This is a genomic window from Burkholderia sp. JKS000303 (genome assembly GCF_002563755.1).
Taxonomy (GTDB): Bacteria; Pseudomonadota; Gammaproteobacteria; order Burkholderiales; family Burkholderiaceae; genus Burkholderia; species Burkholderia anthina_B.
On the sequence record NZ_PDBZ01000001.1, the window covers coordinates 3126644 to 3142063 of the forward strand.

Below are 15420 nucleotides of genomic sequence, written 5' to 3' on the forward strand. Positions count from 1 at the left end.
TTCGGTCGTCAATCGAGAGCAGTGCGGGCGGTGTCCGGCGGCCCTTGCGGGGCGGACTTCATAACGGGGCGGATATCGCGTCTATGTTCGTGCGGGCATGGCTGCCGGGCGATGGCCGGTGCGCCGGTGCCGGCACCGGCCGTTCGTACACATGCGTCAGATCGGCTTGACGAACAGCCCGACGGTGAGCGCGACGCCGATGCAGACGATGCCGATCCGCAGCACGCGCTCGTTGACGCGATGCAGTGCCCATGCGCCGAGCAGGCCGCCCACGATCGCGCCGCCGCCGAGCGCGATCGCCGCGCGCCAGTGCAGGTCGGGCGAGGTCACGAACAGCACGACCGCCGACGCGTTCATCACGCCGGCGAGCGCGTTCTTGGTCGACATCGCGTGACGCGGCGACAGGCCGGCCATCGTCAGGGCGGCCATCATCAGGAAGCCGATCCCGCCGCCGAAGTAGCCGCCGTAGATCGCGATCAGGAACTGCGAGATCGAGGCCGTGACCGGGCCGAGATGGTGCGCGCCCGCGCCGGGCTTGCGGAAGAAGCTGCCCCATGCGAACACGACCGTCGCGAACAGCACGAGCCATGGCACGAGGTGCGAGAAGATCGACGACGGGGTTTTCAGCAGCAGCAGCCCGCCGAGCGCGCCGCCCACCACGCTGATCGCGAACAACGCGCGAAACGACAGCTTGCCCGCGCCTTGCACCATGTTCCGGCTGGCCCACCCGGTGGTGACCTGGCCGGGGAACAGCGCGACCGTCGACGTGATGTTCGCCGCGAGCGGCGACATCCCCGACAGGATCAGCGCGGGCAGCGTGACGAACGAGCCGCCGCCCGCCAGCGCGTTCTGCAGGCCGGCCCACAGGCCGGCGAGGATGAGGAGAGCGAGCATCGGTGCGGGGGCGCAAAGGTGGCGGGCTCGCATGCCGGAGGTGGGCACGCGAGGTGGTCGCTCGATGGTAATGCAGGATGGCCGGCGCGCAAATCGGGGCAAGCGCGGGGCTTCGGGCGTGCGGGACGGGCGCGCGGGGGCGGGCGGCGCGGCTTGCGTCACGCCGCGATGCCGTCATGTCGTTATCGCGCCAACGCGCTTTGGGCATGCTCACCCGTCCGGTTGCGCGGCGGGTTCTTGCGCTGCCGCATCGCCCTCGACGTCCGGATAGACGATCGTGCCGTCCGCCCGGATCACCGCGCCGGCCGTGAGGCGCGCGGGCTCCACGCGGTTCTTGCCCATGATGTGCAGCACCGTTTCGCCGCGCGCGATCAGGTAGTCGGACACGATGCGCCGGTGACAGCGCCACCACACGGCTTCCGAACACATGATCGCGCAGCGCTGCGCGTGCCCTTGCGCGATCAACTGGTCGAGACCCGTCCGAAACTCGGGCGACAGCGCGTAGTCGGCGTAGCGATGGAAGCTGCGGTTCGTCCAGAAGTCGTTGATCTTGTCGGGCACGCCGTGCGACTTGCCACGCAGGCCGCCGAGTTCCGCGATGTGCTCGTACGTGATGTCGACCGCGGCCAGCGCGTCGGGCAGCGTCGCTTCGTTGAATTGCGGATTCGTGCGCGAGCGCGTCATCTTGCGGATGTCGGCGAGCAGCGCGATGTCGACCGCGTCGAGCAGCTCGACGAACGCGTCGAGCGTGCGGTTCGAATGACCGATCGTGTAGAACGGGCGCGTCACGCGTCGTCCTTGCCGTCGATGCGTTCGAGCACGCGGCCGCGATGCGCAGCGATGTGGTCGGTGCGGTCGCTCTTGATCTCGTATTGCGGATCGTCGGGCGATGCGCGGTGGCAATGGCCCTTGTAGTCGAAATCCTGTGTGTGGATCGCGATGATCGTGCCGGTTACGTAACCGGCTTCGGAATTCCAGCGGACGTGGTCGCCCACCCTGAATGACGTCGTCATGCGGAGCGCCTCCTTGCATCGGTGCGTGCGCGGGTTGCACGGTGATCATTATCGGCGTTGTCCGGGCGCGGAGAAAGATACAGAGCATGACCCAGCGCCGGGTTCGTGCGCGATCGGCGTGGCGCCGCCGGGGCGCGAAGTGTGCAGGTGCCGGCAGGTGTACAGGGCTGGCTTCGTCCTGCCGGGTGTGCATGTCATCCCCTATTTTGGATGCCAACAATGCGCTCAGCGTGGGCGGGTTCGTGACGGCGTCCGGTCAGGTTGCCGCGCCCGCGCTTTCACCATCAGCTACGGCCTACCCTCGGGGAGAGAGCGCCATATGAAGAAAAGTCATTTGTCCGCGGCGATGGCCGTGGCCTTGTCCGCATTCTGTCTGACTGCTGGCGCGGAGGTCGTGAAGATCGGCGTCGCGGGCCCGCTGACGGGCGGTCAATCGAACTTCGGCAAGGACGACGAGCGCGGTGTCCGGCTCGCGGTCGAGGACCTGAACAAGAACCCGATCGTCGTGAACGGTCAACCGGTGACGTTCCAGGTGATCTCCGAAGACGACGCGGCGGATCCGAAGACGGGGGTGTCGGTCGCGCAGAAGCTGGTCGACAGCGGCGTCAAGGCGGTGCTCGGCCACTACAACTCGGGCGTGACGATCCCGGCATCGCGCATCTACAACGGCGCGAAAGTGCCGATGATCACGGGCGCGGCGTCCAACCCGGCGATCACGCAACAGAACTTTCCGTACATCTTCCGTCTCGCGGCCAATGACAACGTGATGGGCGCGCGCATCGCGGATTTCGCGGCGAACGTGCTGCATGCGAAGCGGGTGGCGGTCATCGACGATCGCACCGCGTACGGGTCGGGCGTGGCCGACGTGTTCGTGGCGACGGCCAAGAAGAACGGCATGAACGTCGTGGCGCGCGAGTATTCGAACGACAAGGCGACCGATTTCAACGCGATCCTCACGCACATCAAGGCGACGCGTCCCGATGCGATCTTCTACGGCGGCTACTATTCGCAGGCGGCGTCGATCGGCCGGCAGTCGAAGCAACTGGGCCTGAACGTGCCCGTGCTCGGCGGCGACGGCATCTGCTCGGTCGACATGCCGAAGCTCGCCGCCGGCGCGCTGGACGGTCGCGGCTTCTGTGCGGAAGGCGGCGCGCCGCTGGCGACGCTGAAGGGCGGCCCGGAATTCGCGGCGCGATACGAAAAGACGTTCGGCGTGAAGAACGACGTTTATTCGCCGGCCTTCTACTCGGCCACGATGGTGGTCGCCCAGGCGATGAAGACGGCGAATTCGACCGATCCGGAAAAGTTCGTCGAAGTGCTGCGCAAGACGCAGTTCTCGACACTGGTCGGCAAGGTCCGCTTCGACCGGACGGGCGAATGGATCGACGCGCCCGTGACGGTCTACAAGGTGTCCGGTGACAACCTGGCGCCGATTCAGTAATCGGCTTGTCGGGATGACGGTGCGCGATCCGGCGCACCGTCGGGCCGGCCTACTTGTCCGACGGGTAGACCACCGGAATCTGCGCGGTCAGGTTCCGGTCGAGGTACTGCATGAAGCGCCCCTTGAACTGCACCGCGTGCTGGTGCGCGCTGGCCTCGGCCCGATCCGCGTCGCCGGCTTCGAGCGCCAGCACCATCTCGGTGTGGTCGCTCGCCATTTGCTCGGCCGTGATGTCCGGATCTCTTGCTTCGAACTCCGTATAGAGATGCAGCATCCGGCGTCCCTCTTCGAGCAGGCGGCGGTACAGGTCCGCGAAATACATGTTTCTGCCCGCCCGGGCGATTGCCATGTGGAACTCGTAGTTCTTCTCGATGAGATCGATGCTGTCGCCGGTCTTGATCGCCTTGGCCGCGGCTTTCACGTACGCGCGTTGCGCGGTGCGAATCAGGTCGAGGTCGCCGTCGGTACGATGCAGCGCCGCGAGGCGCGTCGTCACGCGCTGAAGCAGGTCCAGCGCATCGAGGAACTCGGGCACCCTGGCCAGCTCCATCGGCGTGACGACGTTGCCGCGATTCGGCAGGATCGTCACCAGCCCCTCCGCGGACAGCCGCACGAGCGCCTCGCGGACGGGCGAGCGCGACACGTTGAAGCGTTCCGCCACCCCGAGTTCATCGAGATGCGTGCCCGGAGCGATCTTCAATGTCAGGATTTCGTTTCTCAGTGTCGTGTAGACACGGGCCGTGCCGGTTTCCTTGCCGGACTGGACGTCTGTTGCCGCTCCCGCTGCCATTCGTGGGTTCTCCATGCGCTTGCCGCTCCTGGTTCGTCGAACCGGAGCCTATGAAATGTGCTGCCGTAATGCCGGCAGTGTACTACCGGAGCGCGCGGGATCCGGACCGCCACGGCGGGCGATACGGCACAGCGTGCTAGGCCCCGTCGGCGGCATCGGCCACGAGGCGGCCGCCGACTGCCCAGCTCGCGCGCGGTACCTCGCTGAACACGATCTGGATATCTTCCGGCGGGCACGTTGCGATGCGCGACGTCTCGCGCGTCAGCACCTCCGCCAACTCGGATTTCTGTTCGTGTGAACGACCCGCAAGCATTTCTACATGGATGACCGGCATCGGGATGACCTGACTCGAAGTAAAGGGGGGCGGGCAAATCGCGTTGCCCGGACAAAAGAGCGAATGAACGACTCCGTTCAGCGACCGCTTACTTGTCGATCGCATGTCGACAATCGTTCCATTTGAGCCGTTCGAAGTCAAGTAATCACAGCGATTTCGGGGCATCGATGTATACCCTTATATCGCCTGAAACCCTTTATCCACGGGGTTCTCAGCATGGCCATCACGCGATTTCATTTTTTCTGCGTTGACATTGTCGGCATTTGATCGACAATGCGACCCATGGATTCGATGCGCGATGCGGTGCACGACGACGGTCACGAAGCAGTGCTTGACGGTCGGGCGACGTCGTCGCCAGTCATCCATTCCATGCGCTGCGGGGCGCACCGTCGTACCGCCGCGCCGGCAGCAGAGTCGATTGGGCAGGCAGTCATTTGGGTAATCCGGGCCAGCGTTCGCACAACGCAGCGAAGCGGGCCCGAGAACGATCGGGAAACGATATGGCAAGCGCGAGAATTGGCGTCGACATTGGCGGCACCTTCACGGACCTTGTTCTACTGGACGACAAGGGCTATGTGACCTTCACCAAGGTGTCTTCGACGCCGGCAGCTCCAGAGGAAGCGGTTTTGACGGGAGTCGAACGCATTCTCGAGCAGGCCGGCCTCGAGACATCCGATGTCACCGAAGTGCTGCACGGCACGACGGTCGGCTCGAACACGATGCTCCAGAAGGTCGGCGCCAAGTGCGGCCTGATTACGACGAAGGGCTTCCGGGACGTGCTCGAAATCGGCCGCGTCCGCACGCCGACGATGTTCGACCTGTCGTGGGACAAGCCCGTGCCGCTGGTGGAGCGCCGCTACCGGCGTGAGATCGACGAGCGCGTGCTGGCATCGGGCGACATCCTGCGCCCGACGCCGGTCGACCAGGTTCTCGAAGCAGGCCGGTTTTTCCAGCGCGAGGGCGTCGAGTCCGTCGCGATCTGCTTCATCAATTCCTACAAGAACGCGGCGAACGAAAAGGCCGCGCTCGACGCCTTCCAGCAGGCCTTCCCCGACATCAGCGTGACGGCATCGATCTCGGTATTGCCGGAGTTGCGCGAGTACGAGCGCACGTCGACGACGGTCGTCAACGCGTATGTGCTGCCCGCGCTGCGCACCTATCTCCAGCGCCTCGAGTCGGGCCTCAAGCGGATCGGCGTCGGCGCGCCGCTGCTGGTGAGCAACTCGAACGGCGGCTTGTCGAGCGCGCGGATTGCACAGGATACGCCCGTGTTCTTCATCTCGTCCGGTCGCTCCGCCGGCGTCGTCGGTGCGGGGCGGCTCGGCGCGGCGCGCGACGAGCAGGAACTGGTGGTGTTCGACATGGGCGGCACGACGGCGTCCGCGTCGCTGATTCACGAAGGCCAGCTGGCGCGCACCAACGAATATGAATTCCGCGCGGGCATCTCCACGCCGAGCCGCTTCATCAAGGCGGGCGGCTACATGATGCGCGTGCCGACGATCGACGTCGCGGAAGTGGGCAGCGGGGCGGGTTCCATCGCGTGGATCGACGGGGGTGGCCTGCTCAGCGTCGGCCCGGTTTCGGCCGGTGCGTTCCCGGGGCCGGTGTGCTACGGCATCGGCGGCCAGAAGCCGACGGTGACCGATGCGAATGCGATTCTCGGTTTCCTGCCGCAGCGCCTGGCCGGCGGCACGATGGAACTCCACATTCAGGCCGCACGCGATGCCGTCGACACGCTGCTCGCAAAACCGCTGGGCATCGGTGTCGAAGAGGCCGCCGTGGGGATCCGCGAGGTCGTGAACGTCAACATGGCGCGCACGATCAAGGCGGTGACGGTTGAGCGCGGCGTCGATCCGCGCGACTTCGCGCTGGTGGCGTTCGGCGGCTCCGGTCCGGTGCATGCGTGCGATCTCGCGCGCGCGCTCGACATGAAGCGTGTCGTGTTCCCGGCCGCACCGGGCGTGTTCACGGCGATGGGCATGCTGGCCGGCGCGGTGGAGCGCTACTTCGTTCGCCCGGCGCTGAGCCTGCTCGACACGCTCGATCTCGACGCGCTCGGCCACGCCGTCGCGTCGATGCGCGACGACGCGCGCAATGCACTGGCGGAAGAGGGCTATTCGGCCGATCGCATCGAGTACGTGTTCGATCTCGACATGCGCTTTCGAGGGCAGGACTACGAAATTCCCGTGCGCATTCCCGAGCGGCTCGGCGAAGACGCGCGCGAGACGTTGCGCCAGGGGTTCCGCGACGCGTATGCGGCGATCTACGGCTACGCATCGAACGACGCGATCGAATGCGCGAACGTCCGTTTGCTCGCCCGCGGCATTGCCTCCAGCACGCTGGACTTCAACGATATTCGCAGTGCGAAGTCGGCGGGCGGCAACGAGGCCGTGTCGACCCGCAAGGTCTACTTCGACCGGCAGACCGGCTGGATCGACACGCCGATCGTCCCGCGCGCGAAGCTCGACAAATCGATCGAAGGCCCGGTGATTCTCGAAAGCGCCGATACCACGATCGTGATTCCGCCGCGCTGGCGCGTGAGTACCGACAAGGTAGGCAGCGTGATCGCCTCGCTCGACTGAACAACAGGAACAGCCATGACCCAACGAAACGTTGACCCGATCACCTTCGCGATCGTCAAGAATGCGCTCGACACGATCGTCGACGATATGGCGTTCGCCGTGATGCGGACCGCCCGCTCGCCGATCATTCGCGACGTCCTCGATTATTCGGTGACGATGTGCGATGCCGGCGGCCGCATTCTCGCGCAGGCCAAGACCGTCGCGCTGCATCTGGGCGCGGTGCCGGACGCCGTCGATGTCGTGATCAGGAAGTTCGCATCGAACGTCGAGCCCGGCGACGTGATTGTGCTGAACGATCCGTACGAAGGCGGGATGCACCTGCCGGACATCTTCATGTTCAAGCCGATCTTCTTCGAGAACCGGCTGCAGGGCTTCTCGGTCGTGATCGCGCACCACTGCGACGTGGGCGGCCGCGTGCCGGGCTCGAACGCCGCGGACTCCACGGAGATCTTCCAGGAAGGCCTGCGGATCCCGCCGACCAAGCTGTACGTGCGCGGCGAGCCGAACGAGACGCTGATCAACATCATCCGCAAGAACGTGCGCCTGCCGGATCTCGTGCTCGGCGACCTGGATGCGCAGCTTGCCACCTGCAATATCGGCGAACGCGAATTGCTGCGCATGATCGGGCGTTACGGCGAAGAGAACCTGCAAGGCTATTTCGACGAGCTGCTCGACTATGGCGAGCGTCTGACCCGTCAGGCGATCGAGGCGTGGCCCGACGGCGTGTACACGTTCACCGACTACATCGACGACGACGGCTTCAGCGACGACGCGATCCCCATCAAGTGCGCGATCACGGTCGCGGGATCGTCCGTCAAGGTGGACTTCGCCGGTTCGTCGCCGCAGGTGCGCGGCGCAATCAACTCCACGCTGTCCTTCGTGAAGTCGGCGACCTACCTCAGTGTGCGATGCGCGCTCGATGCCGACGTGCCGAACAACGCCGGCGTGTATCGCTGCATCGAAATCACCGCGCCGGAAGGCTCGATCCTGAATCCGCGCATGCCGGCGCCGGTGGCGGCGCGGGCGCTCACCGGGTATCGCGTGGTCGACTGCGTGTTCGGTGCGCTGGCGCAGATCGCACCGAAGAAAGTGATGGCGGCAGGCGAGGGCGGCAACACCGTGATCGCGCTGAGCGGCTACGACAAGGCGGCGAGCGAACCGTTCATCCTCGTCGACATGATCAACGGCGCATGGGGCGGTCGCTTCAACAAGGACGGCATCGAGGGCGTGACCAACCCGTCGCAGAACATGTCGAACATGCCGATCGAAACGCTCGAAGCGCGCTATCCGATCGTGATGGAGGAATACGGCTTTGCGCCGGATTCGGGCGGCGCGGGGCGGTATCGCGGCGGCCTGGGGCTCGTTCGCGAATACCGGATCGAAGCGGAGGAAGTCGTCGCGCAGATCCGCTCGGATCGCGCGGCCCACGCCCCTTACGGCCTGTTCGGCGGCGCCGAGGGCGCGCGTTCGGCGAACTACCTGCGCACCGACGACGGTCTGTCGCCGCTGCCGAGCAAGTTTACCCGCACGCTGCAGCGTGGCGCGATCATCCGCCACGAGCAGGCCGGCGGCGGCGGATACGGTGCGCCTGCCGACCGCGCGATCGAACTGATCGAAGCCGATCTGGCGAACGGCAAGGTCACGCGCGATTACGCCGAGCGGCACCATCGCGTCGTCTTCGACGGCGATCGCATCGACCGCGAGCGCACGGCGGCGGCGCGGCCGCAGAAGTAATCGCTACGTCACCCAACAGCACGCGCAAGGAGCGCTGTCATGACACTGAATCTCAAGGCCCGACTCAAGGAGCTCGACATCGACCTGCCCGAGTCGGCGCCGAAGCCGGGCGCCAATTTCCTCCCGGTCAAACGCGTGGGCAACCTGCTGTACGTGTCGGGGCAGGTCCCGGTGCGTGACGGCGTCGATCAGTACGTCGGCAAGGTGGGGCGCGACGTGACGATCGAAGACGGGCAGGCGGCAGCACGTCTTTGCGCGGTCAACATGCTCGCGCAGGTGAACCGCGCCGTCGACGGCGACTTCAGCCGGATCGCCGGATGCGTGCGGCTCGGCGGCTTCGTCAACGCGACCGACGACTTTACCGAGCATCCGAAAGTGATCAACGGCGCGTCCGACCTCATGGTCGCCGTGCTCGGCGATGCGGGGCGCCATACGCGCGCGGCGGTTGGATGCATCTCGCTGCCTCGCGGTGTCGCGGTCGAACTCGAAGGCATCTTCGAACTCGCCTGAGCGGCAGCCGTGCGATCTCGTTCGGCGACGCAACTGCGTCGCGGCGGATCGCACGGGCAGCGGTGGAAGCAGTTTCTGGTGTGCAGCAAACAGGCTTCCGCTATCGGAGCGGAGCCGGGCAGTGCGTGACGACGCCGTCCTGTTCGTGTCACGGAGACAGGACGGCAACCCAACTCAAATGTAAAGAGGTTCCCCATGCTTCGGATGGCTCGCATTCTCGCTCGCACGCTGGTCGGTGCGACTGCATTCGGTTTTCTGATGAGCAGCCCGGCGGCGCACGCGCAGGACGCGTCGACGTGGCAAAGCGTGCGCAAGGCAGGCGTCTTGCGCTGCGGTATCGCCACGTCGCCGCCGTACACGATGAAGGACCCGAAAACCGGTGCATACAGCGGCGTGTTTCCGGACCTGTGCCGCGATTTCGGCGAGAAGGTGCTGAAGGTGAAGGTCGAATACGTCGACACGACGTGGGACAACATCGTCGCGGGCCTGCAGTCGGACAAGTGGGACATTTCGCTGTCGCTGAACAACACGCCGGAGCGGCAAAAGGCGATCGCGTTCTCCCAGCCGGTGACGGATTACAGCGTGACGTTCAGCTTCAACAAGAACAACCCGAAACTGAAGGCGGTTCATTCGATCGCGGATATCGACAAGCCGGGCTACACCGTGGCGGTCATGTCCGGCTCGGCCGGCGACAAGGCCATCTCGCCGCTGCTCAGGCAAGCGACGATCATGCGCCTGCCGGGGTTCGACGAAACGCGTCTCGCGCTGATGTCCAAGCGTGCCGACGTATTGGCGGATGACAACATGGCGAACATCCTGCTGAGCCGTGCGCATCCGGAATGGGCCGAGATCTTCAAGCCCAACCCGCTGCTCGCGCCGCAAGGCATCTGCTTCGGTCTGCGCAAGGACATGCCTGCGGCCGATATCGCCGTGCTGAACCAGTTCATCGACCAGCAGATCAAGTCGGGTGCGGTGAACAAGCTGATCGAAGCGTCGGTGAAGCAGACGCTTGCGCTGTCGAAGTAACGCCTGTCATACCGGCAGCGCGACCGTCGGTTTGCGCTGCCGTCGAGACCACGCGACGAGACGACTTCCGATCAGATCGTCGACCGAATGGATATTGTGTTGAGCAGCCACTGCTGCGCATCGCTGGAGAACGGTTCCCATGTTGCTATCCCAGACACAGTCAGGTCCGGTGGCCAAGCTGACCGGTACGGAGACTCTGTCGCCGCAGTCGACGACATCCGCGAACTTCGTGCAACTGCACGACGTGTACAAATCGTATGGCGAGAATCTCGTCGTGATGGACCGCATGAGCCTCGACATGCGCGCCGACGACCGGCTGGTCGTGATTGGCCCGAGCGGGAGCGGCAAGAGCTCGCTGTTGCGGGTGCTGATGGGGCTCGAGGGCGTCCAGGGCGGCGACATTGCGTTTCAGGGACGCCCATACATCAAGGGCTCGGGTGCGCGAAGCCCAGCGAAGATCGACGCGAAGCTGCAACGGCAGATCGGCATGGTGTTCCAGCACTACACGCTGTTTCCGCATCTGTCCGTGCTCGGCAACCTGATTCTCGCGCCGGTGAAGGTCGGCGGGCTGTCGAAGGCGCAGGCGACCGAACGCGCCCGCATGTATCTCGCCCGCCTGGGACTTGAAAGCAAGCTGCATGCTTACCCGAGCCAGTTGTCGGGCGGCCAAAAGCAGCGTGTCGCGATCGCCCGCGCGCTGATGCTCGAACCGAAGCTGATGCTGTTCGACGAAGTCACGTCGGCGCTCGATCCGGAAATGGTCATCGAAGTGCAGAACGTGATGCTGCAACTGGCCGACCAGAAGATGGCGATGATCATCGTGACGCACGACATGCATTTCGCGCGCGATATCGCCACGCGCGTGGTGTTCTGTGCGAGCGGCAAGGTGGTCGAGCAGGGCGCGCCCGCGGAGATCTTCAAATGTCCGAAGGAAGCGCGCACGCGCGAGTTTCTTGAGAAAGTCCTCCACCTGGACCAGAAGGCGACGCCATGAGCTATCACTTCGATTTCGGCTTTCTGACAGGCAGTGTCGGGCCGCTGCTCCAGGGCCTGAAGGTCACCGTCGAGCTCGCGCTTGCCGCGAACGCGATGGGGCTCGTGCTGGGCTTCCTGCTCTGCCTGTTGGTCATGAGCCGCTGGGCGGCCGTTCGCTGGCCGGCCCAGCTGTTCATCGAGTTCTTTCGCTGCACACCCGCGCTGCTGCAGATCGTGTGGTTCTTCTACTGCATCCCGATGATGGTGGACGTGTTCATCGACCCGGTCGTGATGGGCGTGCTCGCACTCGGGCTGAACCTGACGGCATTCAACGCGGAAGCGTATCGCGCCGGCGTGCAGGCGGTGCCGAAGGAGCATCTCGATGCATGCGTCGCACTTGGCCTCAAGCCGTGGCAGCGCACGCTGTACGTGGTGCTTCCGCAGGCACTGCGCACCGCGCTGCCGGTGCTGATGACCAACGGCATCGGCACGCTCCAGCAAAGCGCGCTCGTCGCGATCGTCGCCGTCGCCGACCTGATGTACGTCGCGAAGAGCCTCGCGACGGAGGCGTACCGGCCACTCGAAACGTATTCGGTGGTCGCGCTGATCTACTTCGCGTTGTCGCTGCCGATCTCGCGCCTCGTCCATGTCATCGAACGCCGCCAGGATGCGGCCGTGCAACGCTAGGGTCTGTTTACATATGGAACGCACATGCGAATGCCTGAAATCGCTCGTAGGGCAAGAAGTGAGGAGCGCTGTTTGGCCGAGCCAAACAAGCGACGAATGACGCCGCCATGCGGGCGATTTCAGGCATTCCCGTGGAATGAATTCTTTAATTAGGGGTTGCCACGAGAACGGCCGCTCGCCGCGTTGCGCTCCTTGCGAATACGTCAGTATTCGCGGCGTCACGCGCCTCGCGAGCGGCCGTTCTCGTGGCAACGCATGTGCGTTCCATATGTAAACAGACCCTGGGGGTTGAGCATGACTTTCGACGTCTCTGTTATCGCATCCTACTGGCTGGTCCTCCTCAAGGGGCTGGGATTGACCGTGGCCATCACGGGCGGCTGCGCGCTGCTGGGCAGCCTGCTCGGATTCGCGCTGAGCCTGGTGCGCATGTCGCCGTCGCGCGTAGTGAAGGCAATCACCACGCTCTATGTCGAGTTCTTTCGCGGCACGCCGCTGCTGATCCAGCTCTTCTGGGTGTTCTTCTGCTTCCCGGTGGTGTTCAACCTTCCGCTGCCGCCGTACCTGTCGGTGATCATCTCGCTGACCCTGTACATGACGGCGATCACCAGCGAGACGTTTCGCGGCGCGCTCAAGTCGATCTCGTCCGAGCAGCACGACGCGTGCATTGCGCTGAGCCTGTCGCCGCGCGTGAAGATCGTCCACGTGATCTTTCCGCAGGCGCTACTGCGTGCGATTCCGCCGCTGCTGTCGAACATCATCAGCCTCTTCAAGGAAAGCGCGCTGATCTCGTCGGTCGGTGTCGCCGACCTCATGTACGTCGGGCAGAGCATTTCGAACGCAACCGCCAAGCCGCTGGAGTTTCTGACGACGGTGGGCGCGATCTATTTCATCGTGGCATTTCCGCTGACGCGGCTGGTCGGGGTGATCGAAACGCGCTTTCTCCGACGCTTCGCCTACTGACCCCGGCTGCCTGTTTCGCATGACCCGCATTACGGACAAGACATGAATTCCGACTCCCTTCAGAACCTCACCCGGCCGGCCAGCGCAGGCGATGCCGCGCGGCAGGCCATCGTCGTCGGCGGCGGCATCGTTGGTACGTGCTGCGCACTCTATCTGCAGCGCGAAGGTTTTTCCGTCACGCTCGTCGATCCCGCCGCGCCGGGCGACAGCACGGCCAAGTGGAGTTGCGGGCAGATCTCGGTCGGCGAAATCGTTCCGCTGTCCAAGCCCGGCATTCTGATGAAAGTGCCCGGCTGGCTGATGGACCAGAGCGGCCCGCTGGCCATGCGGCCCGGCGCGCTTCCGGGCATCATTCCGTGGCTGCTGCGCTTCATGGCGTGTGCGCGCCAGTCGCGCATCGCGACGATCGCCAGCTCGATGGCGACGCTGACGAATCACGTGTTCGCGGACTACGCGACGCTGCTCGACGCCTGCGACGACAAGGACCTGATTCGCCAGCGGCCGGTGATGCAGGTGTTCGACGGGCCGCAGGGCGTGGAGCACGAGCGGCCGCTCAACGCGTTGCGACGGTCGCTGGGGTTCGACTCGCAGGTCCTCACTGCCGCGGAGATCGGCGACCTTGAACCGGCGCTCGCCGGACGTTTCTCGCACGGCATCCTGCTGCCGCAGTGGCGCTTCGTGAGCGACACGGAAGGCTTCATCGCCGCGCTGACCGACAGCTTCGTGAAGCAGGGCGGGCGCCGGATTTGCAGCAACGTGACGGCGATCGATGAAGACCGCGGGCAGGCGACCGGCGTCACGCTGGCCCATGGCGAGCGGATTGCCGCCGCCCACGTGGTCGTCGCGGCGGGTGCGGGCGCCCGGCGGTTTTTCGCGCCGCTGGGTATCGACGTGCCGCTCGAAGGCGTGGCAGGCTATCAGGTGTTGTTGCGCGATCCCGGCATCGAATTCCGGCACTCGGTCATCTACGGCGACGGCGGCTTCTGTTTTACGCCGATGCGTCGCGGCTTGCAGATCGGCGGCACGATCGAATTCGCGCGCCGCGGCGCGCCGCCCAATTTCAGGCGCGCGGAGATCATTCTCGAGAAGGCCCGCCGCGTGTTGCCGCAACTGAACGTGCAGGCGCACGAGTTCGGTGTCGGCTACCGGCCGTTCCTGCCCGATACGAAACCCATCATCGACCGGTCGAAGCGGCTGCCCAACGTCCTGATGGCGATCGGCCACGGGCAATTGGGGCTGACGCTCGGTGCGACGACGGGGCGGCTGATCGCCGAGATGGCGGCGGGGCGTGCGTCGAGCGCCGATCTGTCGCCGTTCAGCGCGTATCGTTTCTGATTCGCGACGTTCGATACCCGGTGCGCCGGGGCCCGTGAAAATTCGATCCGCATGGCGGATCCATTCAGGAAGGTGAGGTAATCATGCGCTGGAAAAAGACCCTGCAACTCGTGGGCGTGCACTGCGAGGGCGAGATCGGGAAGGTGATCACCGGAGGCGTGGTGAACATTCCCGGCGAAACGATGCTCGACAAGATGAACTACATCAACGAGGTCGACGACAGCCTGCGCAAGCTCGTCGTCCTCGAGCCGCGCGGTTGTCTGCAGATGTCCGTGAACCTGCTGCTTCCGCCGACGCGACCGGAAGCGCATGCCGGCTTCATCGTGCTGCAGGCCGACAAGGCGCATCCGATGTCGGGCAGCAACGCGATCTGCGTCGTGACGACGCTGCTGGAAATGGGCATCGTGCCGATGCAGGAACCCGAGACGACCGTCGTGCTCGATACGCCGGCGGGGCTCGTGACGGCGCGCGCCACCTGTCGGGACGGACGTTGCGCGGCCGTGTCGCTCGATATGGTGCCGGCCTTCGTCGAGCATCTCGACCTGCCGATCGACGCCGGCGAATTCGGCACGGTGAAGGTCGATATCGCGTTCGGCGGCGTCTACTACGCGCTGGTCGACGTCGATCAGCTGCGCACGACGATCGCGCCGGAGAACGCGCGCCAGCTCGCCGATCTCGGCGTGAAGCTGCGCGGCATCATCGACGATCAGGTGCGCATCCGGCATCCGCTGTATCCGGAGATCAACCGGATCGCATATGTGATGTTCCGCAATCGCGTGAACGACGCGGAGTATCAGACCTGCACGACGCTGCCGCCGGGCCGGATCGACCGCTCGCCGTGCGGAACCGGCAGCTCGGCGAACCTGGCCACGCTCGCGGCGCGCGGCAAGGTCGAGGTCGGCAGCCGGCTGAAGTCGCGCTCGACGATCGGAAGCGAATTCGACATCGAACTGCTCGGCCGCACGGAAGTGGGCGGCAAACCGGCGGTGCTGCCGCGCGTGCGCGGGCGCGCATGGATCTACGGCATCGAGCAGCTTGGCGTGGATCCCGACGATCCGCTGGCGGCCGGCTTCATGCTCAGCGATACCTGGGGCGAGGGCTTCCCCGGGAAGTAAGGGTTCGGTCGGGGCGTCGCGGGA

The 15420-nt window shown here is 65.2% G+C and carries 15 protein-coding genes; 10 read left to right on the forward strand and 5 right to left on the reverse strand.

The window, feature by feature from the left end:
• Positions 1–156: 156 nt before the first annotated feature.
• The 3 genes from BX604_RS15040 to BX604_RS15050 all read right to left on the reverse strand — a co-directional run bounded on the left by BX604_RS15040 (position 157) and on the right by BX604_RS15050 (position 1907).
• Positions 157–894, reverse strand: coding sequence for a sulfite exporter TauE/SafE family protein (locus BX604_RS15040; RefSeq protein ID WP_098551486.1), 738 nt, complete (start codon positions 892–894; stop codon positions 157–159).
• Between the two features lie 210 nt (positions 895–1104).
• A complete protein-coding gene (locus tag BX604_RS15045) occupies positions 1105–1683 on the reverse strand; it encodes a DUF488 domain-containing protein (protein ID WP_098551487.1) in 579 nt (192 codons plus the stop codon).
• On the reverse strand, positions 1680–1907 hold the full coding sequence (locus BX604_RS15050; protein WP_098551488.1) for a DUF2945 domain-containing protein: 228 nt from the start codon (positions 1905–1907) through the stop codon (positions 1680–1682). The genes BX604_RS15045 and BX604_RS15050 overlap by 4 nt, the downstream gene beginning before the upstream one ends.
• 319 nt (positions 1908–2226) lie before the next feature.
• On the opposite strand from BX604_RS15050, the gene BX604_RS15055 reads away from it, so the two are divergent.
• Positions 2227–3348 (forward strand): branched-chain amino acid ABC transporter substrate-binding protein, encoded by a 1122-nt coding sequence (locus BX604_RS15055; RefSeq protein ID WP_098551489.1) that lies wholly within the window; start codon positions 2227–2229, stop codon positions 3346–3348.
• Positions 3349–3397: 49 nt separating this feature from the next.
• Here the strand turns inward: BX604_RS15055 and BX604_RS15060 are convergent, their stop codons facing one another.
• Both BX604_RS15060 and BX604_RS15065 read right to left on the reverse strand, forming a co-directional pair.
• A complete protein-coding gene (locus tag BX604_RS15060) occupies positions 3398–4153 on the reverse strand; it encodes a GntR family transcriptional regulator (protein ID WP_244108955.1) in 756 nt (251 codons plus the stop codon).
• A gap of 121 nt (positions 4154–4274) precedes the next feature.
• Positions 4275–4472: a tautomerase family protein gene (locus BX604_RS15065; protein WP_098551491.1), complete on the reverse strand. Its 198-nt coding sequence runs from the start codon at positions 4470–4472 to the stop codon at positions 4275–4277.
• 500 nt (positions 4473–4972) lie between these two features.
• On the opposite strand from BX604_RS15065, the gene BX604_RS15070 reads away from it, so the two are divergent.
• The 9 genes from BX604_RS15070 (at position 4973) to BX604_RS15110 (ending at position 15396) form a co-directional block, all read left to right on the forward strand.
• Positions 4973–7054: a hydantoinase/oxoprolinase family protein gene (locus tag BX604_RS15070; RefSeq protein ID WP_098551492.1), complete on the forward strand. Its 2082-nt coding sequence runs from the start codon at positions 4973–4975 to the stop codon at positions 7052–7054.
• Positions 7055–7069: 15 nt separating this feature from the next.
• Complete coding sequence (locus tag BX604_RS15075; RefSeq protein ID WP_098551493.1) at positions 7070–8788, forward strand: hydantoinase B/oxoprolinase family protein; 1719 nt, start codon at positions 7070–7072, stop codon at positions 8786–8788.
• Between the two features lie 39 nt (positions 8789–8827).
• Positions 8828–9298, forward strand: a complete 471-nt coding sequence (locus tag BX604_RS15080) for a RidA family protein (protein WP_098551494.1) — start codon at positions 8828–8830, stop codon at positions 9296–9298.
• Between the two features lie 195 nt (positions 9299–9493).
• The gene (locus BX604_RS15085; protein ID WP_098551495.1) at positions 9494–10324 is read left to right on the forward strand and encodes a transporter substrate-binding domain-containing protein; all 831 of its coding nucleotides are present in this window, start codon (positions 9494–9496) and stop codon (positions 10322–10324) included.
• A 139-nt stretch (positions 10325–10463) separates the two neighbouring features.
• The gene (locus tag BX604_RS15090) at positions 10464–11318 is read left to right on the forward strand and encodes an amino acid ABC transporter ATP-binding protein (protein ID WP_098551496.1); all 855 of its coding nucleotides are present in this window, start codon (positions 10464–10466) and stop codon (positions 11316–11318) included.
• Entirely contained in the window at positions 11315–11986 is a 672-nt protein-coding gene (locus BX604_RS15095; protein ID WP_098551497.1) for an amino acid ABC transporter permease, read from the forward strand. The genes BX604_RS15090 and BX604_RS15095 overlap by 4 nt, the downstream gene beginning before the upstream one ends.
• Positions 11987–12280: 294 nt before the next feature.
• Entirely contained in the window at positions 12281–12946 is a 666-nt protein-coding gene (locus tag BX604_RS15100; protein WP_098551498.1) for an amino acid ABC transporter permease, read from the forward strand.
• Between the two features lie 42 nt (positions 12947–12988).
• Positions 12989–14281, forward strand: a complete 1293-nt coding sequence (locus tag BX604_RS15105) for an NAD(P)/FAD-dependent oxidoreductase (protein WP_098551499.1) — start codon at positions 12989–12991, stop codon at positions 14279–14281.
• 83 nt (positions 14282–14364) lie between these two features.
• Positions 14365–15396 carry a proline racemase family protein gene (locus tag BX604_RS15110; protein WP_098551500.1) on the forward strand — a complete coding sequence of 344 codons (1032 nt, stop codon included), beginning with the start codon at positions 14365–14367 and terminating at the stop codon, positions 15394–15396.
• Positions 15397–15420 lie beyond the last annotated feature (24 nt).